Origin of the sequence: Bacillus sp. Cr_A10, assembly GCF_029222665.1 — a bacterium.
GTDB lineage: Bacteria > Bacillota > Bacilli > Bacillales_A > Planococcaceae > Psychrobacillus.
On the sequence record NZ_JARHXR010000009.1, the window covers coordinates 245,943 to 267,955 of the forward strand.

The 22,013-nt window shown below is 34.4% G+C and carries 25 protein-coding genes, 1 pseudogene and 2 riboswitches; of the genes and pseudogenes, 21 read left to right on the forward strand and 5 right to left on the reverse strand.

The window, feature by feature from the left end:
• Positions 1 to 126 precede the first annotated feature (126 nt).
• The 5 genes from P2Q73_RS08175 to P2Q73_RS08195 all read left to right on the forward strand — a co-directional run bounded on the left by P2Q73_RS08175 (position 127) and on the right by P2Q73_RS08195 (position 4,050).
• Complete coding sequence (locus P2Q73_RS08175; RefSeq protein WP_275785723.1) at positions 127 to 867, forward strand: GTP cyclohydrolase II; 741 nt, start codon at positions 127 to 129, stop codon at positions 865 to 867.
• A gap of 13 nt (positions 868 to 880) precedes the next feature.
• On the forward strand, positions 881 to 1,993 hold the full coding sequence (ribD, locus tag P2Q73_RS08180) for a bifunctional diaminohydroxyphosphoribosylaminopyrimidine deaminase/5-amino-6-(5-phosphoribosylamino)uracil reductase RibD (protein WP_056831813.1): 1,113 nt from the start codon (positions 881 to 883) through the stop codon (positions 1,991 to 1,993).
• The gene (locus tag P2Q73_RS08185) at positions 1,990 to 3,072 is read left to right on the forward strand and encodes an FAD-dependent monooxygenase (RefSeq protein ID WP_053588967.1); all 1,083 of its coding nucleotides are present in this window, start codon (positions 1,990 to 1,992) and stop codon (positions 3,070 to 3,072) included. The genes ribD and P2Q73_RS08185 overlap by 4 nt, the downstream gene beginning before the upstream one ends.
• A 15-nt stretch (positions 3,073 to 3,087) precedes the next feature.
• On the forward strand, positions 3,088 to 3,648 hold the full coding sequence (locus P2Q73_RS08190; protein ID WP_056831816.1) for a 5' nucleotidase, NT5C type: 561 nt from the start codon (positions 3,088 to 3,090) through the stop codon (positions 3,646 to 3,648).
• 228 nt (positions 3,649 to 3,876) lie between these two features.
• Positions 3,877 to 4,050, forward strand: coding sequence for a hypothetical protein (locus tag P2Q73_RS08195; RefSeq protein ID WP_275785727.1), 174 nt, complete (start codon positions 3,877 to 3,879; stop codon positions 4,048 to 4,050).
• Positions 4,051 to 4,301: 251 nt separating this feature from the next.
• Here P2Q73_RS08195 and P2Q73_RS08200 read toward each other — a convergent pair whose 3' ends face one another.
• Positions 4,302 to 4,469 (reverse strand): aspartyl-phosphate phosphatase Spo0E family protein, encoded by a 168-nt coding sequence (locus P2Q73_RS08200; RefSeq protein ID WP_481747150.1) that lies wholly within the window; start codon positions 4,467 to 4,469, stop codon positions 4,302 to 4,304.
• Positions 4,470 to 4,777: 308 nt separating this feature from the next.
• Here P2Q73_RS08200 and P2Q73_RS08205 point away from each other — a divergent pair, with 308 nt between their 5' ends.
• The 6 genes from P2Q73_RS08205 (at position 4,778) to P2Q73_RS08230 (ending at position 8,336) form a co-directional block, all read left to right on the forward strand.
• A complete protein-coding gene (locus P2Q73_RS08205) occupies positions 4,778 to 5,341 on the forward strand; it encodes an NUDIX hydrolase (protein WP_275785732.1) in 564 nt (187 codons plus the stop codon).
• 32 nt (positions 5,342 to 5,373) lie between these two features.
• Positions 5,374 to 6,036, forward strand: coding sequence for an HAD family hydrolase (locus P2Q73_RS08210; RefSeq protein WP_056831820.1), 663 nt, complete (start codon positions 5,374 to 5,376; stop codon positions 6,034 to 6,036).
• A gap of 18 nt (positions 6,037 to 6,054) precedes the next feature.
• Positions 6,055 to 6,630: a histidine phosphatase family protein gene (locus tag P2Q73_RS08215; RefSeq protein WP_275785737.1), complete on the forward strand. Its 576-nt coding sequence runs from the start codon at positions 6,055 to 6,057 to the stop codon at positions 6,628 to 6,630.
• Between the two features lie 254 nt (positions 6,631 to 6,884).
• The gene (locus P2Q73_RS08220) at positions 6,885 to 7,400 is read left to right on the forward strand and encodes a hypothetical protein (RefSeq protein WP_275785740.1); all 516 of its coding nucleotides are present in this window, start codon (positions 6,885 to 6,887) and stop codon (positions 7,398 to 7,400) included.
• 28 nt (positions 7,401 to 7,428) lie between these two features.
• Positions 7,429 to 7,893 (forward strand): GNAT family N-acetyltransferase, encoded by a 465-nt coding sequence (locus tag P2Q73_RS08225; protein WP_275785743.1) that lies wholly within the window; start codon positions 7,429 to 7,431, stop codon positions 7,891 to 7,893.
• 32 nt (positions 7,894 to 7,925) lie between these two features.
• Positions 7,926 to 8,336, forward strand: a complete 411-nt coding sequence (locus P2Q73_RS08230) for a GNAT family N-acetyltransferase (protein ID WP_056831828.1) — start codon at positions 7,926 to 7,928, stop codon at positions 8,334 to 8,336.
• 73 nt (positions 8,337 to 8,409) lie between these two features.
• Here P2Q73_RS08230 and P2Q73_RS08235 read toward each other — a convergent pair whose 3' ends face one another.
• Entirely contained in the window at positions 8,410 to 9,429 is a 1,020-nt protein-coding gene (locus P2Q73_RS08235; RefSeq protein WP_275785747.1) for an NADH:flavin oxidoreductase/NADH oxidase, read from the reverse strand.
• 471 nt (positions 9,430 to 9,900) lie between these two features.
• Between P2Q73_RS08235 and P2Q73_RS08240 the strand changes: the two genes are divergently transcribed.
• Together P2Q73_RS08240 and argH are read left to right on the forward strand one after the other, a co-directional pair.
• Positions 9,901 to 11,109 carry an argininosuccinate synthase gene (locus tag P2Q73_RS08240; protein WP_275785750.1) on the forward strand — a complete coding sequence of 403 codons (1,209 nt, stop codon included), beginning with the start codon at positions 9,901 to 9,903 and terminating at the stop codon, positions 11,107 to 11,109.
• The gene (gene argH / locus P2Q73_RS08245; RefSeq protein WP_275785753.1) at positions 11,106 to 12,479 is read left to right on the forward strand and encodes an argininosuccinate lyase; all 1,374 of its coding nucleotides are present in this window, start codon (positions 11,106 to 11,108) and stop codon (positions 12,477 to 12,479) included. The genes P2Q73_RS08240 and argH overlap by 4 nt, the downstream gene beginning before the upstream one ends.
• A gap of 83 nt (positions 12,480 to 12,562) precedes the next feature.
• On the opposite strand, the gene P2Q73_RS08250 is transcribed toward argH, so the two are convergent.
• Positions 12,563 to 13,606 (reverse strand): serine hydrolase domain-containing protein, encoded by a 1,044-nt coding sequence (locus tag P2Q73_RS08250; RefSeq protein ID WP_275785755.1) that lies wholly within the window; start codon positions 13,604 to 13,606, stop codon positions 12,563 to 12,565.
• 335 nt (positions 13,607 to 13,941) lie between these two features.
• Positions 13,942 to 14,072: riboswitch (FMN riboswitch) on the forward strand.
• Between the two features lie 143 nt (positions 14,073 to 14,215).
• Positions 14,216 to 14,348, forward strand: a riboswitch (FMN riboswitch).
• Positions 14,349 to 14,528: 180 nt separating this feature from the next.
• Between P2Q73_RS08250 and ribE the strand changes: the two genes are divergently transcribed.
• The 6 genes and pseudogenes from ribE to P2Q73_RS08280 all read left to right on the forward strand — a co-directional run bounded on the left by ribE (position 14,529) and on the right by P2Q73_RS08280 (position 18,934).
• Positions 14,529 to 15,176, forward strand: coding sequence for a riboflavin synthase (gene ribE, locus P2Q73_RS08255; protein ID WP_275787408.1), 648 nt, complete (start codon positions 14,529 to 14,531; stop codon positions 15,174 to 15,176).
• 16 nt (positions 15,177 to 15,192) lie between these two features.
• A pseudogene (gene ribB / locus P2Q73_RS08260) lies at positions 15,193 to 15,813 on the forward strand (3,4-dihydroxy-2-butanone-4-phosphate synthase); the annotation flags it as partial.
• Between the two features lie 59 nt (positions 15,814 to 15,872).
• Positions 15,873 to 16,337: a 6,7-dimethyl-8-ribityllumazine synthase gene (gene ribH / locus P2Q73_RS08265; RefSeq protein WP_053588980.1), complete on the forward strand. Its 465-nt coding sequence runs from the start codon at positions 15,873 to 15,875 to the stop codon at positions 16,335 to 16,337.
• 183 nt (positions 16,338 to 16,520) lie between these two features.
• Positions 16,521 to 17,363 carry an ABC transporter permease subunit gene (locus P2Q73_RS08270; RefSeq protein WP_275785760.1) on the forward strand — a complete coding sequence of 281 codons (843 nt, stop codon included), beginning with the start codon at positions 16,521 to 16,523 and terminating at the stop codon, positions 17,361 to 17,363.
• The gene (locus P2Q73_RS08275) at positions 17,360 to 18,400 is read left to right on the forward strand and encodes an ABC transporter permease (protein ID WP_275785764.1); all 1,041 of its coding nucleotides are present in this window, start codon (positions 17,360 to 17,362) and stop codon (positions 18,398 to 18,400) included. The genes P2Q73_RS08270 and P2Q73_RS08275 overlap by 4 nt, the downstream gene beginning before the upstream one ends.
• Positions 18,401 to 18,451: 51 nt before the next feature.
• Positions 18,452 to 18,934: an NUDIX hydrolase gene (locus P2Q73_RS08280; RefSeq protein WP_275785766.1), complete on the forward strand. Its 483-nt coding sequence runs from the start codon at positions 18,452 to 18,454 to the stop codon at positions 18,932 to 18,934.
• A gap of 49 nt (positions 18,935 to 18,983) precedes the next feature.
• Here P2Q73_RS08280 and P2Q73_RS08285 read toward each other — a convergent pair whose 3' ends face one another.
• Positions 18,984 to 19,448 carry a DinB family protein gene (locus P2Q73_RS08285; RefSeq protein WP_275787411.1) on the reverse strand — a complete coding sequence of 155 codons (465 nt, stop codon included), beginning with the start codon at positions 19,446 to 19,448 and terminating at the stop codon, positions 18,984 to 18,986.
• 213 nt (positions 19,449 to 19,661) lie between these two features.
• Here P2Q73_RS08285 and P2Q73_RS08290 point away from each other — a divergent pair, with 213 nt between their 5' ends.
• Positions 19,662 to 20,246 carry a dienelactone hydrolase family protein gene (locus P2Q73_RS08290; RefSeq protein WP_275787414.1) on the forward strand — a complete coding sequence of 195 codons (585 nt, stop codon included), beginning with the start codon at positions 19,662 to 19,664 and terminating at the stop codon, positions 20,244 to 20,246.
• Between the two features lie 51 nt (positions 20,247 to 20,297).
• Positions 20,298 to 20,816 carry a YfiT family bacillithiol transferase gene (locus tag P2Q73_RS08295; RefSeq protein ID WP_275785769.1) on the forward strand — a complete coding sequence of 173 codons (519 nt, stop codon included), beginning with the start codon at positions 20,298 to 20,300 and terminating at the stop codon, positions 20,814 to 20,816.
• A gap of 371 nt (positions 20,817 to 21,187) precedes the next feature.
• On the opposite strand, the gene P2Q73_RS08300 is transcribed toward P2Q73_RS08295, so the two are convergent.
• Complete coding sequence (locus P2Q73_RS08300; RefSeq protein ID WP_275785771.1) at positions 21,188 to 21,952, reverse strand: DUF3891 family protein; 765 nt, start codon at positions 21,950 to 21,952, stop codon at positions 21,188 to 21,190.
• Positions 21,953 to 22,013: the final 61 nt, after the last annotated feature.

Below are 22,013 nucleotides of genomic sequence, written 5' to 3' on the forward strand. Positions count from 1 at the left end.
ACTTGTAATTATATACTAGGTTACGATAGGTAAGTGGAGTTAGATAAATTTATCAAGACAAAAATGAAACAGACAGTACTGTAAAGCATGTACTTATGTTTAATCTATAAGAATGGTGAGATCGAAATGACGATATTAAATGATACTTTAAATGTTTTGCAAGATAAAATGGATATGATAAAAATTTCGGACCAAGAGAATTTATGTTTAGTTGGTCCTGTTAAGTTACCTATTAAACAAGGTGATTTTTCTGCAACTTTTAATTGGTACTCTTGGCTAAAAGTAGATGCGATGGAGTCGAAGGAAGAAGTTATTGCTTCCATTACAAACTCCCGGTTAGCTTTTGGTCAGCAATCTTCTGCATTAGTGTATGGTGATTTTGCAAACGAGGAAGATGCACTCATTCGTATGCATAGCATTTGTCATACTGGAGACATTTTTGGAAGCCAGCGTTGTGATTGTGGATACCAGTTACATGAATCAATGAAGATGATCGTAGAACATGGTTGTGGGGCGATATTTTATTTGGCAGATCACGAAGGACGTGGGATTGGTCTTTTTTCTAAATCTTTGGCTTACCTTTTACAAGAGAATGGGTATGACACAGTGGAAGCAAATCAAGCTTTAGGGTTTGAGGATGATACTCGTTCCTATGAAGAGGCTATTCGAGTATTAGAAGCTTTAAGAGAAAAGCCAGTTACGCTTATTACGAACAATCCTAAGAAGCTTGACGCACTAAAAGCTCACGGGTTATTAGCAGATCATCATGTACCTTTATGGGGTGGAATGACAGATACAAATCGTTTTTATTTGGAAACAAAAGTGCAAAAATCAGGTCATATCAAAGAATCTACTTTAAATAGTTAAGGAGTGCATGGCGATGAATACCGATCAAGATTATATGCGCCTAGCACTTAATTTAGCTGCAAGTGCAAAAGGTAATACAAACCCAAATCCAATTGTCGGAGCTGTGATTGTGAAGAATGGTGTCATAGTTGGAACAGGATTACATCGTAAAGCAGGGGAACCGCATGCGGAAGTGCATGCATTTAATATGGCTGGTGAGCATTCTAAAGGAGCCACACTTTATGTAACGTTAGAACCTTGCTCGCATTTTGGAAAGACTCCACCCTGTGCAAACCTTGTAAAGGAATCAGATGTAAGTCGTGTAGTTGTTGCAATGCAGGATCCAAACCCAGAAGTTGCTGGTAGAGGTATAAAGCTTTTGCGTGATGCTGGAATTGAAGTAGAAGTCGGTGTACTAGAAGAAGAGGCAAAAAAACTTAATGAGCGATTCATTCATAACATGATTACACAACGTCCCTTTGTCATTTCAAAATTTGCAATGACGTTAGACGGTAAGCTTGCTACCCATACAGGTCATTCGAAATGGATTACTGGTGAGGAAGCAAGAGCAGATGTACACAAACTCCGCGATGAAGTAGATGCTATTTTGGTTGGGGTTGGAACTGTGTTGGCAGATAATCCTTCATTAACAACTAGATTACCGGAGGGCCAAGGAAAAAACCCAATCCGTATCGTTTTAGACAGTCAATTAAGAACGCCATTAGATGCACATGTTTTACAAACTGATGAGGCCGATACAATTATTGTAACATCCAATAGTGTAGATTTAGAAACAGTAAAACCGTATAAAGAAAAAGGTGTTTCCTTCATTTTTGTATCAAAAGATGACAAAGGATTGAACATTCTGGAGATGTTAAAAAAGCTTTTTGAAAGAGGAATTACGGACGTGCTCGTAGAAGGAGGAGGCGAGGTTAATGCTTCTTTTTTAAGAGCAGGTTTGATCGATAAATACTTTGTTTATATAGCGCCAAAAGTGTTAGGTGGAAGAAATTCGCTAACACCCTTTGCGGGAAGTAATATAGATTCAATGAATGCGGCAAACCTTTTATCTTTTGATGAAGTGCAAATCTTTGGGGAAGATATTAGGATTACTGCGTATCCAAATCAGGGTGTTGATCAGAAGTGAATTATAAAGTAGATGTTTGTATAGTTGGGGCAGGTCCTGGAGGTGCGCTGCTTGCCTATTTACTGGCGAAGAAAAATGTTTCGGTAGTGCTTTTGGAAAGATCCCACGAAGTTGGAAAAGCATTTCGAGGTGAACATTTAAATGAAGAAGGCGAAGCAATTTTAAAAGAACACGGTCTTTTTGATGCAGTGGAACAATTAGGATTACTTCGAATGGAAAAGCTAGAGTATTGGCATGATGGAAAACCATTTAAAACAATACTACCTGACCCACAAGTGGGACATCTTGGTATTCATGTTCCTCAAAGTCATCTTTTAACTGTTTTATTACAGGCTGCACAGCAATATCCAGCTTTTAACTGTATGATGAATACTAAAGTACTGGAGCTATTAAAAGATGATTCAGGAATTTTTTGTGGTGTCAAAGCAACTAAAGACGGGGAAGAAGTTATCATAGAGAGTCAATTAGTAGTTGGAGCAGATGGCCGATACTCAACCGTGAGAAAAAAAGCGGGAATTGATGCAACTCTTCGTAAACATGGATATGATTTGCTTTGGGCTAAAATACCTGCTCCTACTAGCTGGGAGCCATCGATAAAAATGGCACTTATTGGTGACAAACAACTTTCTCTCTTTACTCAAGCGCAGGGATATATACAAATTGGGTGGAATATTGAGGAAGGTTCTTTTTCTTCACTTAGAAAACAACCATTTACACCTTTTATTGAACAGCTTATTTTGGCATTTCCACAGCTTAAGGAAACTGTTCATCAGCATATTCAATCTTGGCAGGACTTTGTCTTATTAGATGTGTATAGTAGTAAAAGTGAGAATTGGGGTAAAGAAGGCGTAGTGTTGATCGGTGACGCTGTTCACACGATGACACCAACTGGTGCATTTGGTTTAAATAGTGCATTAAAAGATGCTGATTTACTGGCATCTCTCATTGATGAAAATTATATATCTCAGCTTGATTTTACAAGTTGTGCTACGCAAAGAAAAAAAGAAGTTGAAAAGATTCAAGCGATTCAAATTGAGAAAGAACAATCATTTGCCTCACAATTTGTCGTTTTGGCTTAATTTAGGAGGATATTCGTGAAGTTTGGTTTTGATATTGACGATACATTAATTAATCTAAGAGAGCATGCCTTTCATTTATATAACAAAAAATTGAATCAAAATATAGCTTTGGATGTATTTCAAGCATTGAAAACTGTGGAAATACATGAAGCGTTTGGGATGGAAAAAGAAGCAGGAAATACTATGTGGAATAACTTATTGGAAGAAATTTATTTTACTGATTGTCCTGCCTTTGAAGGAGCTCTAGAAACATTACAGCAACTAAAAAAAGATGGACATGAAATTTTTTATATTACTTCACGCCCAAAAAAATATTGTCTGCAAACACGTGAATGGATGAAAGCTAAAGGTTTTCCAGTGGAAGATGGGCATTTTTACTGTGGGATGCAAGATGCAGAAAAAATAGCAACAATTCAAGAACTTGAACTAGACTTTTATTTTGATGATAAACCAGCTGTATTGGAAACCCTAAGTGGGGTAGCTTCCAAAGTGTATATAATGGACCAGTCTTATAACCAACAGGTGGAACTACCTAGGTTGAAGAACTGGGCGGATTTAGAAAAAATTATTCACTAAGCAAATGTGCATATGAGAATTCTTCTGGACAATGGTTAGACTGACATGTAAGTTTAAACGGGTGACTTCAGTAAGCAAGTAATTAGAAGTAGGCTTATTATTTCATAAGTTAAGAAGAGTGATCACGTTCGTTAGGGAAAGCCTATCGTCTCTTTATGGGATGGTAGGCTTTTTTGCATTTTATTCGACGAGAATTGTTTCATATATGTAAAACATAGTGGAAGCATATTGATCATCGAGGTAATGATACATGAAGTTGTATATGTGTATATCAGACATATAGATCGAATCCCTACGCTTGTAGACATGAACTTCAAAGATGCAATGACCTTTGGATTAATCATGAACAGTATAAGTAAAGCGTTTGTGAAATCAGAAAACCCAGATCATGTTTATGCATGAGATAGTACAACTATCATTTCCTGGTTTATAATTTTTGAATCTAAAGCTACGTTTATCAATAAGTAATGACAAAACTAATCTGTATTTCAAAATAAGTACGGATCAGTTTTAATAAATGATTTTTAAAGCACTGATTAAGTTTGTGTATAAGCAACTTATAAAGTAAACCATGGATGTGCGCTTGCTGAAAACTACGCAAGCGCGTCTGTCTTTTTAACTATTGAGGAGCACAAGTTAAATAATATATGTTTTTAAGACACTTTTTCAAAATACTTATTGAGTAACACGTCTAGTTCTTGACTACAGCAGACGACAAGTGGATGGCTATATCCGAACTTCTTAGCCATATTGTACATAACTTTCCTTTTCATCTCAATCTGAACTAATAATGTATTACCTTTCAACAAAGTTTTCACAATTCTTCCTCCATAAAGTATATTTCGCTTCATTTCTTGACGAGTTTTTCTAGTATGTAGGGAAGCAACTAGTACATTGTATTATATCCAATTTAAAAAATTTGTCGTATTGTGGAAAAATAATGAAAGTTCACAAATTTGTCATAAGTTATATGTATAAAAGTCGAAGAAGCGAAAATTTTGGAAATCCGAAATGTAAATGAAACAATTTTCCCGTATAAACGTATACATTTCATGTGGAGAGAAGAAAACAGAGCAAAAGGTAGATCAATAAAATGAAAGTATAAAATACAGGTTTCAAGGAGATTTTCATGAAAAAGTGGAAAAAGTTAAACTCACAATATGTATATAAAACAGAATTTGGAAATTTACGAACGGATCAATGTGAATTACCTGATGGGCAAATCATAAACAATTATTACGTGAATGAATATGCGGATTGGGTCAATGCCATCGTTCTTACAAAAGAGAATAAGATTATTCTTGTTAAGCAATATAGGTATGCTGCTGAAGACTTCTTCTTAGAAATTCCTGCAGGCAAACCAGAGGGGGAGGAAAAATATGAGCAAGCTATAGTAAGGGAAGTACGAGAAGAGACAGGCTATATTACGGATAAAAATCCTATTTTAATTGGAGAGTTTTATGTGAATCCAGCTACTCAAACGAATAAAGTAGTGACGTTTTTATTAGAAGATACATATAAAGTATTTGGTCAAGAGCTAGACACCACTGAGTTTATAGATGTGGAGTTAGTCGACATCAATCATATGCACTCTATGATTACAAATGGTGAAATTAATCAACTTTTTACTGCTAGTGCTTTCTATATGTTTAAGGCATACTTAAACGAAAGAATTGGATTAAAAAATTTATAAGAATTATATTGAAGTGAAGAGAGGTTATGTAATTGTTCAGAGGGATTATATTTGATTTTGATGGTTTAATTGTAGATACAGAGACAGTCTGGTATGAGGCTTTTAAAGAAGCTTTGTTTAATAGTCATTCTGTTGAATTAGGGCTACCAGGGTACGCTAATTGTATAGGGACTGGTAATGAAGTTTTATATAAACATTTTCGTGAGGTGGTTGGAAATACAGTAGACTGTGAGCAAATAGAAAACGATGCATTATTAATATATACAAATAAAATGCAAGAACCAGTTCTTAGAGAAGGTGTGAAAGAATATTTGGAGGAAGCAAAAAGCCACAACTTAATAATTGGCTTAGCTTCAAGTTCATCCAAACAATGGGTAACTACTTATTTAGAACAACTAGGTATTATACAATATTTTGATGTGATTAATACAAGAGATGATGTCAACAAAGTTAAGCCCCATCCTGAGTTATATGTAAAAACCTTAAAGGACTGTGAGCTATTACCGACAGAGACGATTGCTTTTGAAGATTCATTAAATGGATTAACTGCAGCAAAAAAAGCAGGAATAAGATGTGTGATAGTTCCAAATGATGTGACTAGTAATCTACCATTTAATAATCATGATTATCATTTGAATTCCATGAAACAAGAATCACTAGAAGAAGTGATGAAAAAATTGGGACGTATAGTCTAATTAAAGGAGACGATTAATTTGACTACTGTTGCACTAATTGGAATGACAGAATGGAATGTATTAGGAAAAGCCCATGGAATAACTGATATCCCTTTAAATTTATCCGGTGAAAACCAAGCATATGCACTAGCAGATAGACTATCTATGGAAGGCAAATGGGAGATGATTGTATCAAGTGATTTACTTCGTGCGAAGGAAACTGCTCAAATTATTTCTCGCAAATTAGATGCTCTTACATGCATTTTTGACGAAAGAATTCGTGAAATTAACTGTGGAGATATCGAAGGAACTACGGAAGAAGAAAGGATAAACAAATGGGGGAACAATTGGAGAGAACAGGAGCTCGGAATGGAGAAATTTGAAGAAGTTTCTGTTCGAGGGTCGTTATTTTTAGATGAATTAGTGACTACATATAAAAATAAGCATATTTTAGTTGTAAGTCATGGTGCGTTAATTGGTCTCACATTACAACATTTACTTCCTGAGAAATTTACAACAACTTATATTGAAAATGCATCGATTACATTACTGACACACATGAAAAACGAATGGAATTGTTCTCTTTATAATTGCACAAATCACTTAGTGAATTAAGTTCTTAAATAAAAGGAGGAACTCCATAAATGAAGCATCTTCTTATAGTATAGAAGTGCTTTTTTTTATTTGTAATTGTTTTACATGTTTTAGATGAAGGATTAAGTTATCATGATGAAGAATATTATGAAATACAGGTATATTTTTCAAAAATAGTAAGTGCTTAATATAAAAAAGGCATGGTAGAGTCCTTTTATGTTAAGAACATATTATTAAAGAGAGGATAGGAAAATTGTTACAGGAGGTATAAATGGATGAATAAATTAGTTATCCCTCTCCTTTTTTTACTGTTGTTATCAGGATGTAAGGATGATTCCACTAAAGTTAATGGAATAGAAAAAGATTTGCAATCGCAAATAGCTCAGCTTGAAATAGAAAAGAAGCAGTTGAAAGACCAAATAACGGAAATGCAAAAGATTCTTGATGAAGAGAGAGATTCTTTAAGGACGACAATGAATTTAACATTTAAACTTTTAACAGCTATGGAGAAAAAAGATTTTATATATATCTCCTCCATCGCTTCATCAAATGTTCAAATGGATGAACAAGACGCTTCCATTTTATTTGATCAACAAAACTATAGGCTCGAAATTACCGATAAAACTGTACATAATTTAGAAAACTTAGAGTATCGATTTTATGATTTAGAGGATGACAAGATGACTATAGGTTTCGCTGAATATTTTTTGGAAGGGCATAGTACCACATATTTTGAATTTATCAACGTTGAAGGTACATGGTTAATAAATTATATAGTTACGAATGCATAATAGTATGGTTAGTGGAAGGAGTTTACTAATGAATATAAGACTTGCAGAGAGAAAAGACATTGACCAATTAATACAAATGAGATGGGACTTTACAATTGAAGATTATGAAACGAAATCTTTCGGTGAAAACGAGATGGAATCTTTTAAATTGGAGTGTCAAACATTTTTAGAAGATGCGATGAATAGTGGGAATTGGTTTATTTGGGTCGCTGAGGAGGACGAAAAAATCGTATCCCATATTTACATCGAACTAATTCAAAAAGTACCTCGTCCAGGAAGAATCACTTTTCCATTTGCTTATATGACGAATGTATATACGATTAAAAAATACAGAAGCAAAGGGATCGGAAGTAAATTGATGAAGACGATACATGAATGGGTGAAAGAAAATAAATATGAATTCATTATCGTATGGCCAAGTGATGCTAGCAGAAATTACTACGAAAGGAATGGATATAAGCTTTGTAATGATCCTATGGAATTTTTTTATTAAGTTAATTTAAGTAGAGTAGGGGAAGTATAAAAATGACATATAAAGTGATTGAAAAATTAAATGAGAACCAGCTTAATCATTTACTTGCTTTGTTTAAAAATGAATGGTGGACGAAAAATAGACAAACGATAGATATTAAAAAAATGCTAGAAAATAGTAATGTAGTTATTGGGCTTATTCATGAAGAAACGGATGAATTGGTTGGTTTTGCAAGAGTTATTACAGATACTGTTTACCGAGCTTTTATATTCGATGTAATTGCAAAAGAAGAATACAGAAATAGTGGTATAGGCAAGATTTTGATGGATTCTATTTTAAGCCATCCACTTGTACGAGATGTTGATAGAGTCGAACTTTATTGTCCTGATCGATTAGTTTCCTATTATGAGAAGTGGGGATTTTCAACAGATGTTAATGGCAGCAACTTAATGAGAAAAAAATAAGATGAAAATGAAAGAACCTCCACTATGTATATGCAAAGGGAGGTTCTAATTTCTGTTCTATAAGATAGCCAATTTAAAAACCTCTTTTATAAGGTGTAGGAGGCTCGACTTTCCCTGTGATTGACTCTTCTGCGTGAAGTGCCCAATAAGGGTCCTTCAACATTCCACGGCCTATGGCTACTAATTCTGCATCGCCTTCTTCGATAACTTTTTCCGCTAGATTAACATCTTCTAATATACCTACAGCAATGACTGGTAAATCCAGTGCTTGTTTAAATGCACGAGCAAATGGAACTTGATAGCCTGGTGTATTTGCAGGTTTTACTTTACCAGGTGGTGCCTCACCTCCACTTGAAACGTGGAAAACATCAACACCAGCTTCTTTATATTTTTTAGCAAGTTCTAAAGAATGTTGTAGACCATATCCATTATCCATATATTCAACAGCAGAAATTCTCATGATTAACGGCATTCCATCAGGCATAACACTTCGAATTGCTTGAATAACTTCTACGCCAAATTTAGATAAATCTTTTCCATAATCATCTGATCTATTGTTAATAGCAGGTGAATGGAATTGATGAATTAGGTAACCATGTGCCCCATGAATTTCAATTGTATCGAAACCGGCTACAATTGCTCGTTTTGCTGCATCTTTAAACTTATTGACCATTTCTTTCACTTCATCAGTTGAAAGAGCTCTCGGTTTTTTCCACTTACTATCTACTGGAATATCGGATGAACTAACAGGTTCTTTGGCGTCTGTTGCTTTTCTGCCAGCATGAGCAATTTGAATACCTATTTTCGATCCATATTTATGTACTTCTGAGACAATTCTTTCATAAGCAGGAATCTGTTCATCAGACCACAGTCCTAAATCATTGTCCGTAATTCTTCCATCAGGCTCCACATCAGTCATTTCAACTATTATTAAACCTGAACCACCGACAGCTCTAGAAACATAGTGAACAAAATGCCAATCATTTGGTATGCCGTCCTTAGCTTCAACGGAATATTGACACATTGGTGGCATTACAACTCTATTTTTTATTTCAAGCCCTTTTAGTTTTATAGGTGAAAATAAATGACTCATTCTAACACACTCCTTTCGTATTATTATCTTTGTTTCTTCTCTGGTAATCAAATCATGTGCTTTTAAATTTTAATATATCTAGATGGAGGGGAAAGTTAGGGGTATACAAAATAATATCATTTCCTAAACCTAGGGTATTCACTTTAAGATGAAATAACCGGTATATTACAAATGAAGGTAATAAAGATGCTATCCAAAAGGTTATTTTGCATACACAGGTAGAAGTTATAAAGAATACAATTGACGAAATTGAAAGACAGCTTAATACAACAGAAATCATATACACTTTTATTTGATATATGATTAAGAATAAAGTAGAGAAACCTACAATATAAGATACTCTAGTAAAATAAAAAAATGAAATATATTCCTCATAATCATAAAATATTAGTTGTATTTATACATTAAGCATGTTACATTATGTATATTAATACTAAAAAAACGTATAAACATACATTGGAGGAATATAAAATGAATAAAAAAGTCGTTTTAGCTTATTCAGGTGGTTTGGACACATCTGTAGCAATCACATGGTTAAAGGATGAAGGATATGATGTTGTTGCTGTTTGTCTAGATGTTGGTGAAGGAAAAGATTTAGAATTCGTTAAAAACAAAGCTCTTCAAGTTGGAGCAATCGAGAGCTATATGATCGATGCAAGAGAAGAATTTGCAAATGAATACGCTCTTATAGCACTTCAAGCTCATACATGGTATGAAAATAAATACCCACTTGTTTCTGCTTTATCGCGTCCGTTAATTTCGAAAAAATTAGTAGAAATTGCTGAACAAACAGGTGCAACTGCAGTGGCTCACGGCTGTACAGGTAAAGGGAACGACCAAGTACGTTTCGAGGTTTCGATTAAAGCTTTGAATCCAAGTTTAGAGGTAATTGCACCAGTTCGTGAATGGAGCTGGAGTCGTGAGGAAGAAATTGAATATGCAAAGACGAAAAATATTCCTATTCCTATTAACTTAGACAGTCCATTTTCTATTGACCAAAACCTTTGGGGCCGTTCAAATGAATGTGGAATTCTAGAAGATCCATGGGCAGCACCTCCAGTTGATGCATATGATTTAACAGTTGCATTAGAAGATGCTCCTGATACTCCGGATATTATTGAAATCGATTTTAAAAATGGCGTCCCAGTAGCGCTTGATGGTGTGGAATATAAATTATATGAGTTAATCCTAAAATTAAATGATTTAGCTGGTAAACATGGAGTTGGACGTATTGATCATGTAGAAAACCGATTAGTTGGGATTAAATCACGTGAAGTATATGAAATTCCAGGAGCTCACACTCTATTACTTGCCCATAAAGAGCTAGAAGATATTACTCTAGTAAAAGAATTGGCACACTTTAAACCAGTAATGGAGAAAAAATTAACTGAGCTTATTTATGAAGGTCTTTGGTTCTCTCCACTAAGAACTGCTCTTGAGGCTTTCTTAAGAGAAACACAAGTATATGTAAATGGTACAGTTCGCGTGAAGCTTTTCAAAGGCCATGCAATTGTCGAAGGGCGTAAATCTCCAAACTCTCTATACAATGAAAAGCTTGCAACATATACAAAAGATGATGAATTTAACCATGCTTCTGCAGTTGGATTTATCGAACTTTGGGGTCTTCCAACTAAAGTTCACGCTATGGTGAATAAGGGAGCAGAGAAGGTGCAATCATGACCAAATTGTGGGGCGGAAGATTCCAAAAATCTGCCGAGCAATGGGTAGATGAATTTGGTGCTTCCATTGGCTTTGACCAAACACTAGTAATGGAAGACTTAGATGGCAGTATCGCGCATGTAAAAATGCTTGGAGATTGCAAAATCCTACCTTCTAAAGATGTCCAACAAATATTGGTTGGTCTAGAAGAGTTAAAAAAACGTGCAGCAGAAAATGAGTTAGAGTTTTCTGTTGCAAATGAAGATATTCATTTAAATTTAGAAAAAATGCTAATTGATCTAATTGGTCCAGTTGGTGGTAAGCTACACACTGGCCGTAGTCGTAACGATCAAGTAGCTACTGATATGCATCTATTCCTGAAAAATAGGGTAAGTGAAATCATTGAGTTAATTGAGCTCTTCCAAAAAACACTGGTGGAACAAGCAGAAACACATGTGGAGACTCTTGCACCAGGTTACACCCATTTACAACGAGCGCAACCAATTTCGTTTGCACATCATTTAATGGCTTATTTCTGGATGCTAGAACGCGATAAAGATCGTTTTCATGACTCGATTAAACGTATCGATATCTCTCCGCTAGGAGCAGGTGCACTAGCAGGTACTACTTTTCCAATCGACCGAAAATTGGCCGCTGATTATTTAGGCTTTTCAAATGTATATGCTAACAGCATGGATGCTGTAAGCGACCGAGATTTTATCGTGGAATTCCTTAGTAACTCCTCGCTGCTGATGGCACACCTATCAAGATTTGCCGAAGAAATTATTCTATGGTCTAGTTCAGAATTCAATTTTATTGAACTGGATGATTCGTTCTCTACCGGTTCTAGTATTATGCCTCAAAAGAAAAATCCAGATATGGCCGAATTAATTCGTGGAAAAACAGGTCGTGTGTATGGAAATCTTATGGGCTTGCTGACCGTAATTAAAGGATTACCCCTTGCTTATAACAAAGACATGCAAGAAGATAAGGAAGGTATGTTCGATACAGTTCATACAATTGTTGGATCGTTGAAAATTTTTGAAGGTATGGTTCGAACAATGACGGTTCATACAGAGCGACTTCACGACACTGTTCATAAAGATTTTTCTAACGCAACAGAACTTGCTGATTATCTTGCTTCAAAAGGGCTTCCATTCAGAGAAGCACATGAGGTGACAGGAAAGTTGGTTTTCCTATGTATCCAACGAGGCTATTTCTTATTGGATCTTCCACTAGAAGATTTACAAGAAGCAAGCAATCTAATCGAGTCTGATATTTACGATGTCCTATCACCATTAGCGGCCGTAAAAAGAAGAAATTCATTAGGTGGAACTGGATTTGAGCAAGTTAAAATACAAATTAATGAAGCTAAAAATCGTTTAGCATAATAATAACTGTAGAAACCACTCACATTCTTGTGAGTTTTCTACAGTTTATTGGTTTTTAAGCATATCAGTGCTTGTGAAATATCTTACTTTACTCCCATTGCTAACTTTATAGAAAGTCGAATCGGCAGACTAGGGTTAGCAAATTGATTAACATCCCCGACAAAAAAAATGTCCTTCTGGGGATAGTAAAATGCAAAGGAACCAGATGAGCCGGAGTGACCCAGTAATTCTCCCTTTTCCATAAACGGCATTAATAATCCACCAAGAGTAATTCTCATATATCCTCCCCCATAGCTAATCGGTCCCATTGTGATTTGAAGCTTGTTATAATTAGCTAGTTCGTCAAATACAATTTTATTAAACAACTTACCGCCAAAAAATGCTTTAATAAATATCATCATTTCTCTAGCAGTAGTAACAGCACCGCCACTCGCATGACAACTACAAATAAACATAGGGCGGTTCAATACTTTATCCTTATAGTAAATATGTGGTATAAAATCATTTTCACTTTGTGGAAGATAAGTATTCTTAAGCTCTAGTGGAATAAAAATTAATTGCTGGTAGGCTTCTGCCAGTGTCGTTCCATTTACCTTTTCAATAATTTCACCAAGTAAATCAAAGTTGAGGTCAGAATAATAGGCTTTTCCATTAGTACGCGGAATGAAATGTGGTTTTAGTTCTTTTGCCCAATTTAAAAGTTCATGAAAAGAAAAGCTGAAATCTTGATTAATAACTTTTCTTTTAGTTGAACTCTTCTTCTCTTCAAATTTATCAGGTAATCCGCTAATTTGAAACAACAAGTCGTATAAAAGTAAGTCAAATGAATATTCCTTTGACTTGTATATATGCAGTCCGCTTAAATGTTCTTGGTCAATAAATTCAGATATTTTATTCCTCAAAGATAGCTTTCCTTGTTCTTGCAAAATTAAGATACAAGCAGTGGTCAAAAGCTTTGTTATGCTTGCCATAAGCAATGGTGAATCTAATTCCTTACCACCATAGCCTTTGTACCAAGAAAATTCACCTCTCGTATCTTCCATATAAACAATTCCTTCATGAATGCGCTTATTAACCATAGTTTTATTAAAAACCTTTTCTAAAATTATAGATTTATACATTTTCATAAGGTCTCCTTTCTAAGATCTGATACAAATTGTTGCTATTATTAATTTCTTTAATACTCATAAGTAAAGTGGAAGTAAATGTACAGAATCCTTTTATATTATTCTTTAAATAAAAAATATATCCCTTCTTTAAACATTTAAACAAATAGACCAATAAGAAACTGTTTAAAACACAACTTATAGAGTAATTCTCTACTGGTATTAAAGTAGATATAATCCAGAATATACACTTGTGTATACTTGACTGATTGAGCAATCTGATATATTAACAAATATAGGAAAGACAATTTACGTGTATAATTATTCTTTACGTGGTATTATAATTGCATAGATGAATAGTCCTTCGGGGTCGGGTGTAATTCCCAATCGACGGTGATGAAAAAATTCTAAGCCCGTGAGCCTTTTTAAGGCAGGATTTGGTGCGAATCCAAAGCCGACAGTATAGTCTGGATGGGAGAAGGACATTTGAACAACTTTATTTACTTATGGAGAAAAACTTCTTCTATAGGTTTATTTGTTGATGAAAATAACTTTTCTAACGACCCCGTAGAGATTCTCTATGGGTTTTTCTTTTTATAAAAATGAAAAACCAAATTACAACTTTATATTATATTCCTTCGGGGTCGGGTGAAATTCCCAATCGACGGTGATGAAGAAATTCTAAGCCCGTGAGCCTTTTTTAAGGCAGGATTTGGTGCTAATCCAAAGCCGACAGTTAAAGTCTGGATGGGAGAAGGATGTAAGAGCAAGAAGCCTTTTAAATTTTCTGGATTTAGATAGGTTTATTAAGTATTGCTTAAATTACATAATCCCAAAACCCCTTAATTTCTAAGGGGTTTTCTTTTGTTTATCAGAGAATTTTGTTGTCGAGACAGGAGGTTTTCTGAATTAAATAAAATATTTCTGAATAGAGGTGTTTATGTTGTTTACTGGAATTATAGAAGACTTAGGTAAAGTTAAGGCCCTTAAAAGTGGTACGAACAGTATGAAGTTAACATTGGAATCTTCTAAAATAGTTGAAGACATTCATTTAGGTGACAGTATTGCTGTTAATGGTGTTTGTTTAACAGTTATTGCTTATTCTAATAATCATTTCACTGTAGAAATAATGCCAGAAACTGTTAAGTCAACAAATATTCGTTCACTGCAAATTGGCCATGTAGTCAATTTAGAAAGAGCGATGGCGGCAAATGGAAGGTTTGGTGGACATTTTGTTTCTGGTCATGTGGATGGAACGGGTGTCATCTTAAGAAAAAGAAAACTGGAAAATGCGGTGTACGTAGATATCGGTATTGATAGAGAACTCAGTAAATATTGCATGCTAAAAGGTTCGGTAGCGATCGATGGAATTAGTTTAACTATTTTCGAAGTGCAGCCCACACAAATAACAGTATCGCTTATTCCACATACATTCAGCGAGACAATCTTAGGTATTAAAAGAGAGCAAGACATTGTAAATATTGAAAATGATTTATTGGGGAAATATGTTATTCAACAATTAGATCAAAAACAAGAGAAATCAACGAACTCAACAATAACGATGGATTTCTTAAGACAAAATGGATTTTAATAAAGGGGCTTTTACTATGTTTCATACAATTGAAGAAGCTATAGATGATTTAAAAAAAGGTAAAGTCATTATTGTAGTGGATGACGAAAGTCGAGAAAATGAAGGAGACTTTCTTGTTTTGGCAGATTACGCTACACCCGAAAATATTAACTTTATGGCAACGTATGGTCGTGGATTAATATGCACACCTATTACGAAGAATTTAGCTGATTATCTAAATTTATCTCCTATGGTCGAAAATAATACGGATAACCATCAAACAGCCTTCACTGTTAGTATAGATTATAAAACTACAGAGACCGGTATTAGTGCATTTGAGCGATCTGAAACAATATTACAACTCTTGAATGCTGAGTCGGTAGGCTCTGACTTCCGTCGACCTGGTCATGTGTTCCCTCTAATAGCAAAAGACAATGGTGTACTTGAACGTCCGGGTCATACGGAAGCAGCGGTTGATTTTGCAAAACTTTGCGGAGTTAAACCTGCTGGTGTCATTTGCGAAATTATGAGTGAAAATGGGGAAATGGCTAGAGTACCAGAATTAAAAGAAATAGCAAATCTTCATGGATTGAAATTTGTCACTATTGAAGCATTAGTAAATTATCGAAATGCACATGAAAAATTAGTGATGGGTGAATAGCTTTAATTCAGAGGAAATATTAACTTATAAAATTAAAAATTTAGGAGAGATAAAGAATGGGACAAATATTTGAAGCACAATTAATAGGAACAGATTTGAAAATAGGTATTGTAGTTGGTAGATTTAATGAGTTTATCAATGGAAAATTATTAGATGGTGCAATGGACGGCTTGAAACGTCACGGTGTTTCTTTGGATAATGTAGATGTAGCATGGGTACCTGGAGCATTTGAAGTACCATTTTTAGCGAAAAAAATGGCGGAAACAAAAAAATATGATGCAATTATCGGTTTAGGAACTGTTATTCGAGGCTCTACTACACATTACGATTATGTATGTAACGAAACAGCAAAAGGTATTGCAAGTGTGGGGTTAACAACAGGTGTGCCAGTTATGTTCGGCATTGTGACAACGGAAACAATTGAGCAAGCTATTGAACGTTCTGGTACAAAAGCTGGTAACAAAGGTTATGATGCGGCAGTATCTGCAATTGAAATGGCGAATTTAAGCCGTTTATTTTAATAGACATAAAAAACAGGCTATCATTAGCCTGTTTTTTTATATTCCCTTGTTCCAATCGATTAAAGAGGGCTGAAAATTGGATTAAATGGAGAAATGTCTCAAATTACTTAAAATTCTCTTTTTTTTATATTTTACTATGTTATGATATTTTCATCTTAGTTTTCAGACAGCAGGGGGATTTTTGTGAAGAAATTATCAATATGGTTGCTTCAATTGACGGTAGCTTTTATAGGTATTTTACTGATAAGTGGCTTACCTATATTGATCACAGGTATACAACAAGGGGAGTTTAGGGGAAAGGAATATTCGCAACATATACTTGCACTATTTCCAATTTCTAATTTTATGGATAAATACTATGGTCCACATATAAGGGAGTATATTACTTATTCTTTAGAGATATTATTTTTGGCATTAGTAGTTGCAATTTTTTTAGCACTATTATTTACGATTCTAACAATGCTGTTTAAAGAACGAACAAGACAGCGAATTAAAACGATCTTTTTCTTTTTGGAATCCTTTCCAGACATATTAGTGATCTTGCTTGTTCAGTTAACGGTAATTATGATTCATAGAAATACAGGTATTTTTCTTTCTAAAATAGCCGTCACTGGTGGAGAAAAGATTTATATGCTTCCTGTTTTTTGTTTGATGATTTTACCGATGGTACAGCTGTATCGCTTAAGCATGCTGACATTTGAGGCAGAGGAACGTAAAATGTATGTAGAACTTTCAAAGTCACTTGGTTTTAGTAAATTAATTATTTTAATTATACATATATTTAGGAATGCAATTGTGAGTATATTTTTTCAATCGAAAAAGACAATGTGGTTTATGCTTTCTAATTTATTTATTTTAGAACGAATGTTCAATATGCCAGGTATTATGTTTCACTTGAGCCAAAACATGTCTGGCGAGCTTTTTTTAATTACAGTTTGCAGTTTCTTTTTACCTGTTTTCATACTTTACAGCTTTGGTGAGTGGTACTTTTTACGCCGTTTGAATCGGGGAGGTGCTATCCTATGAAGTCTGTTTGGAAGCAACCTTATTTTGTTTTTGGATTTATCATTCTTGCATTCTTTTTAATAGGAAGTTTTGTATTCGAATGGATTAATGGACCGGATCCTAAGCAAACATTTTTTATATACGAAAAAGGTAAATTAGTAGAAGCAGCCCCACTTTCACCTAGTTGGGCTAATCCTTTTGGGACAGACCAGTTCGGTTATGATATGTTTGCAAAAGTTATGCTAGGTGCAAAATATACTATTATTGCTGCAATGGGAGTTGCTGCAGTCCGTATGTTTATTGCAGTACCCCTAGGTTTTATCATAGGTACGTATTGGCAAAAGAAACGTTCATTATTGAATAGTTTTATTGATCCGCTACATTATGTGCCAATGACCATATTTTCCTATCTCATGTTATTTCCCGTATTATGGGAGCCGATGGAAGGGTTCTCTACAACGGTATGGGAACGTATTGTTATTCAAGTTGTGTTAATGGCTATTATAACCGTGCCTATTGTGTCCGCTTTAATTGGGAATGAAGCGAATTTACTTTATCAGCAGGAATACATTTTAGCTGCAAGAACACTTGGAGCGAGTCGTCGAAGAATAATAACGAGACATCTCTTTCCAATGATGCGGGAAAAATTGTTTGTACTTTATGGTCAGCAAGTGGTTGAAACATTAGTTGTTTTTACACATTTAGGACTTCTTCAATTATTTATTGGGGGGACAAATGTGAGCTATGATCCGATGTTTGGAGATCCACCTAAATCGATAGCGTATGAATGGGCTGGACTATTTGGTTCTTCGTTTCGATATTTACAAGGTGTTCCATGGCTGCCCCTTGCTCCAGCAATCTGTTTCGCACTCGTTATATTAGCTGTTGCCACGATGATCGAGGGCTATACGCGAGCAGTGAGTGGGCAAGTAATCATTCCGAAACGAAGAAAAGCTGTATTTGTTTCGGATGACACAATTGAATGGAATCAACGACAGTTAAAAGAAAAGTTGCTTTTGCTACATCAAACTGAAAAACAAAAATCAACAAAACTGTAGGCTTTAGTCTACAGTTTTTTTACAGCATTTAAATTTTAGGAGGAATTTAAAATGAAAATGCCAACACATATATTAGCAGTTGGGGGAATAGTAGAGAACGAAAAAGGAGATATTCTGTTAGTGAAGACACTTTATGGGGGCTGGGTTTTTCCTGGCGGTCAAGTGGAAATTGGCGAAAATCTAATGGATGCCTTATGTAGAGAAATAAAAGAAGAAAGCGGAATAGATATAGATGTTTCTCACATGATTGGTATTTATTCAAATACTGGTATTCATAAATGGTATGACAATAAAACGGATGTCCCTACTAAGTTGATAGTAGATTTTTTGTGCAAGCCAACTGGTGGAGAACTATGTACTTCTGATGAAACGACAGAAAGTGACTGGGTGGCAAAAAATAAAGTGTTAGATTTAATTACTGCTCCAGCTATACTTGCACGTTACCAAGCTTATTTAGATTTTAATGGGACTGTAAATTATATGGAATATGTAACAAAACCAGATTTTGTACAAAAGTTAAACAGGAAAATATAGATTTAGTAAATCCTCTTCTTTAAAAAGTGAGTCAAAGAAGAGGTCCATATCAATAGTTTGGTTCTCTAAATAATATATCGCTAGATACAGGTTTAATACCGATTTCCCTAGACCAAATAGATAATTGTCCTATATGATGCGTTTCGTGTGAAATGATATGTTGCAAAATTTTATCGTAAGAAAATGAATAAGTAATACCTTTTTTACTAGTAATTTTTAATACTTGATTGTCCTGATTAGAAATCCACTTTTGGATAAAATTATAAGTATTTTGCTTTGTTTCATTCGAAAAATTAATTACTTCTTCAAGGTTGGTAATTAAGTCAATATTACTCTCTATAACAGGTGTACCACTCATTTGATTGATCCATAGTTGTTCACAATCTATTACATGGTATAAATTATGTAAAATACTACCCATCCCACCTATACGTTTTTTTGTTAGCTCTTCAAAAGATAAATCGAGACACCATTCAAACCAATCATTCCTTATTTGCCAATTATACAAAAACATCTCAAGCACTTTCTTACCTCCTATTCTTAAACTATTATTTCATATTATCGCAAATATTCTATAATATTGGTAGGATAGAAAAAAGTCTTAAGAAGACGGCTGCTAGAAGAAAGATTTTGTTGGGTTTAAGGAGAAATACTTAAATATTTTATAGAGTTTAGTAAAAGATGCTACAGCTAAATTTAGTCTAGAAGGGGGATGTATTAGATTTACATACAAAATAGATCAAATTCTTTAATTATTGTAGTTCATGAAATTTACGGAATTAATCAGCATATGAATTATATTTGTCGAACATTATCAGAAAAAGGTTTTGATGTTATTTGTCCCAGTTTATACGAACGTGAAACATCATTTGAATATATTCAAGAGGAAGTTGCTTATAAACATTTTATGGAGAACGTAGGTTTTACAAATGCTTCTAAAAAAATCAAATGTGTATTGTCTGACATTAAAGATAGATATGAGAAAGTATATATAGTTGGATTTAGTGTGGGGGCTACGATTGCTTGGTTGTGTAGTGATGAAAATGGTGTCGATGGAATTGTCGGATTTTATGGTTCTCGTATAAGAAGCTATATAGATATAGAACCCTTATGTCCTTCATTGCTTTTTTTTCCAGAAATAGAGAAATCGTTTAATGTGAACGAGTTAATCCAACGTTTAGTAGAAAAGAATATAAAGGTACATAAATTTAACGGCCATCACGGGTTTAGTGACCCATTTTCTCATAAATATCATGAAAAATCAGCACAAAAAGCATTTAACAAGATGTTCGATTTTTTTCAGAAAAATTGAGTAAAAAAGAGATGTAAAGCGATAGAAAAACTGAATAAAGGAGTGCTTAATATGAATGAAAGATACCCGATAGGTGAGTTTGAATTTGATGGAAAAATTACTAGGAATGAGATTGAGGAATGGATTAAGCAGATTGAAGATTTGCCTGAATTATTAGCAGTTGCTGTAAGTGACTTGAATGACCAACAAATGGATACAGCTTATCGTTTAGGAGGGTGGACAGTTCGTCAAGTAGTTCATCATCTTGCGGATAGCCATATGAATGCATATATTCGATTTAAATTAGCAATCACAGAAGATACTCCAGTAATCAAGCCTTATAACGAAGGAAAATGGGCAGAACTTCCTGATTACGAACTTCCGGTTGAGACTTCCATATCTCTTCTTAAAGCCTTACATATAAGATGGGTTAAACTATTAAAAAGCCTAACCTTTACGGATTTAGAGAAGACCTTTGTTCATCCAGATTCAGGTGAAATTTCAATTGGAAAAAATATTGGCATTTATGCTTGGCATGGTCAACACCATCTTGCTCATATAACTTCTTTATGTATTCGTAAGGGCTGGTAAATTGGACTTTTTTTGATAGAAGCATGGCTGTAACTAGTTTACTTTTTTAGAGAAATTGCTACAGGACATGCTAGTGAACAAGCTACATTTCTTTAGTGATTCAATCAAAGTATGGTTATTTACTATTAGGGAAGGGGGAAAAAAAATGAAAAACTGGTTGTATACTTTGTATTTTATTGTCCTTGGAGTTATATCTTTTATAACCCGGGAGGTTGTTACTTTCGTTATGTTGGGTATTATTTTAATAGCTCTTAATAATATTCATTCAACATTGAAGGAAATACTAAAAAATAATAAAACTAACATTAACTAAGGGGGACGCTTCTAAAAGGAAGATGCTTTTCCCTTATAAGACTAAATAGTGTTTAAATTTATTTAAAAGTTACCTTTCTTATGGAAAGAGGTGTGTCCTTGTATGCCTCTAGAATGCCTTTCTTGTCAATTTGATCTTTTAATACTTCCTTGTATGGTAGTTGTACTTCTAATTCATTATTTAAAGGAGAGAAGGAAAGCGAAACGGTTTCTGGATTTTCCCAATGAGCAACGATGGGTTTGTCCGTAACAAAAAGAAACAATTGTGGAAATCCGTTTTGAAAAAAGGGATGATTCCTTTTATTATCACCAGGTTCATTTAAACTAATATAAAGAGAAAGATAATCACTAAATTTTAGCAAATCCAATTGGTACATTAAGGTTTCATTCTTATCCGCATTTTCCTTCAATCCCAGTTCCTTTGAAAGTCGCTTTTTTCTTTGCTTTTCTTCATTCCAAAACTCCTTAACTACGGATTGGGTAGCATCATGAAGTAATGAGGAATAGTGTAAACTACATAACAAGCCTGCATACTTGCTCATTTTTTCAACCTCATCCAGTCCCTTTTTATAAAAAGGGATTTTAAGCTCAGTCGGGTAGTCAATAAATGAGTAGGGCTTATCTGTTTTATCATTCCATACTGGAGAAGTATCTAACTCTATCCATCCTCTATCATGTTCTTTGATCGCCAGTAGCACTTCTGGTGTTCGTTCAAGCTCAAAAAAATAATCCTTCTTACAATTTTGGGCGATTTTCCCTGCAATTTTGGCATGATCATTCTGAGTAACCATTACATAGCTTTGTTCTCGTTCTAATATAATCATTTCTGTATATCCTTTCTTTGTATAACTCGATTATATTGAGTTTCTCATGTTTAATAGGTAC

Coding starts and splice junctions, on each gene's coding strand:
- P2Q73_RS08175 (WP_275785723.1), top strand. CDS start 127: ATGACGATATTAAATGATACTTTAAATGTTTTGCAAGATAAAATGGAT.
- ribD (WP_056831813.1), top strand. CDS start 881: ATGAATACCGATCAAGATTATATGCGCCTAGCACTTAATTTAGCTGCA.
- P2Q73_RS08205 (WP_275785732.1), top strand. CDS start 4,778: ATGAAAAAGTGGAAAAAGTTAAACTCACAATATGTATATAAAACAGAA.
- P2Q73_RS08220 (WP_275785740.1), top strand. CDS start 6,885: ATGAATAAATTAGTTATCCCTCTCCTTTTTTTACTGTTGTTATCAGGA.
- P2Q73_RS08225 (WP_275785743.1), top strand. CDS start 7,429: ATGAATATAAGACTTGCAGAGAGAAAAGACATTGACCAATTAATACAA.
- P2Q73_RS08230 (WP_056831828.1), top strand. CDS start 7,926: ATGACATATAAAGTGATTGAAAAATTAAATGAGAACCAGCTTAATCAT.
- P2Q73_RS08235 (WP_275785747.1), bottom strand. CDS start 9,429: ATGAGTCATTTATTTTCACCTATAAAACTAAAAGGGCTTGAAATAAAA.
- P2Q73_RS08240 (WP_275785750.1), top strand. CDS start 9,901: ATGAATAAAAAAGTCGTTTTAGCTTATTCAGGTGGTTTGGACACATCT.
- argH (WP_275785753.1), top strand. CDS start 11,106: ATGACCAAATTGTGGGGCGGAAGATTCCAAAAATCTGCCGAGCAATGG.
- P2Q73_RS08250 (WP_275785755.1), bottom strand. CDS start 13,606: ATGAAAATGTATAAATCTATAATTTTAGAAAAGGTTTTTAATAAAACT.
- ribH (WP_053588980.1), top strand. CDS start 15,873: ATGGGACAAATATTTGAAGCACAATTAATAGGAACAGATTTGAAAATA.
- P2Q73_RS08275 (WP_275785764.1), top strand. CDS start 17,360: ATGAAGTCTGTTTGGAAGCAACCTTATTTTGTTTTTGGATTTATCATT.
- P2Q73_RS08280 (WP_275785766.1), top strand. CDS start 18,452: ATGAAAATGCCAACACATATATTAGCAGTTGGGGGAATAGTAGAGAAC.
- P2Q73_RS08285 (WP_275787411.1), bottom strand. CDS start 19,448: ATGTTTTTGTATAATTGGCAAATAAGGAATGATTGGTTTGAATGGTGT.
- P2Q73_RS08295 (WP_275785769.1), top strand. CDS start 20,298: ATGAATGAAAGATACCCGATAGGTGAGTTTGAATTTGATGGAAAAATT.
- P2Q73_RS08300 (WP_275785771.1), bottom strand. CDS start 21,952: ATGATTATATTAGAACGAGAACAAAGCTATGTAATGGTTACTCAGAAT.